Source organism: Microvirga sp. P4_G7, from assembly GCF_056401005.1.
The window spans coordinates 1-1,242 of sequence record NZ_JBFUKD010000895.1 but is presented as its reverse complement, the minus strand read 5'-3'; the positions used below and the strand labels follow the sequence as shown (position 1 = coordinate 1,242).

General features: G+C 63.6%; 1 protein-coding gene. It reads right to left on the bottom strand.

All coding sequences use genetic code 11. The features are described 5' to 3' along the window. On the bottom strand, positions 1 to 1,195 hold a 1,195-nt coding region (gene dxs, locus AC1DT3_RS21710), incomplete at its 3' end, for a 1-deoxy-D-xylulose-5-phosphate synthase (RefSeq protein WP_477467253.1). Positions 1,196 to 1,242: the final 47 nt, after the last annotated feature.

The following is a 1,242-nucleotide window of genomic DNA, read 5'->3' as shown; positions in this document are numbered from 1 at the left end:
GATCGTAGGCGCGCTGCAGGAAGGTGGAATAGATGGCGCAGAACGGTTTGTAGCCTTCGGTCGCCATTCCTGCCGCGAACGTCACGGCGTGCTGTTCGGCGATGCCGACATCGAACGTGCGCGCGGGGAATTGCTTGCTGAAAAGGTCGATGCCCGTGCCGGACGGCATCGCCGCCGTTACCGCGACGATCTTGTCGTCCTTCGCCGCTTCCTTGATCAGGCTCTCGCCGAAGATCTTGGTATAGGCCGGCGCATTGGCCTTGGGCTTCGATTGCGCGCCGGTGACCACGTCGAAGGTGACGACGCCATGATATTTGTCGGCTGAGGCTTCCGCCGGAGCGTAACCCTTGCCCTTCTGCGTCACCACGTGGACGAGAATGGGGCCCGTCTGCGTATCCCGGACATTCTTGAGAACGGGGAGCAGGTGGTCGAGATTATGGCCGTCGATCGGCCCGACATAGTAGAAGCCGAGCTCCTCGAACATCGTCCCGCCGGTCCAGAACCCGCGCGCGAATTCTTCCGCCCGGGCGGCCTTCTCATAAAAGAACTTCGGCAGCTTGCGCGCCAATTGCTTGGCCGTTTCGCGCAAGCCCCGGTAGGCGCCGCCGGACACCAGCCGCGCCAGATAGGACGACATGGCGCCGACAGGCGGCGCGATGGACATGTCGTTGTCATTGAGGATGACGATCAGGCGCGAATGCATGGCGCCGGCATTGTTCATGGCCTCATAGGCCATGCCTGCGGACATGGCGCCGTCGCCGATCACCGCGACCACGTTGTTTTTGCCCCCCTCGAGATCCCGTGCGACGGCCATGCCGAGGCCGGCGGAGATCGAGGTGGAGGAGTGAGCGGCGCCGAAGGGGTCGTATTCGCTCTCGGAACGCTTGGTGAAGCCGGACAGGCCGCCCACTTGCCGCAACGTGCGGATGCGATCCCGACGCCCGGTCAGGATCTTGTGCGGATAGGCCTGATGGCCGACGTCCCAGATCACCCGGTCACGGGGGGTATCGAAAACGTAGTGCAGGGCAACCGTCAGCTCGACGACACCGAGTCCCGCGCCGAGGTGGCCGCCGGTCACGGAAACGGCGCTGATGGTCTCCTCCCGCAATTCGTCAGCCACCTGACGCAACCGATCCTCCGGCAAGGCGCGGAGGTCTTCGGGGGTCGCGATGGTATCGAGCAGGGGCGTTGACAAAGGTTTTCTCACCAGGCGGCAGGCTGCCTAAAGGAATGAGATAGGAT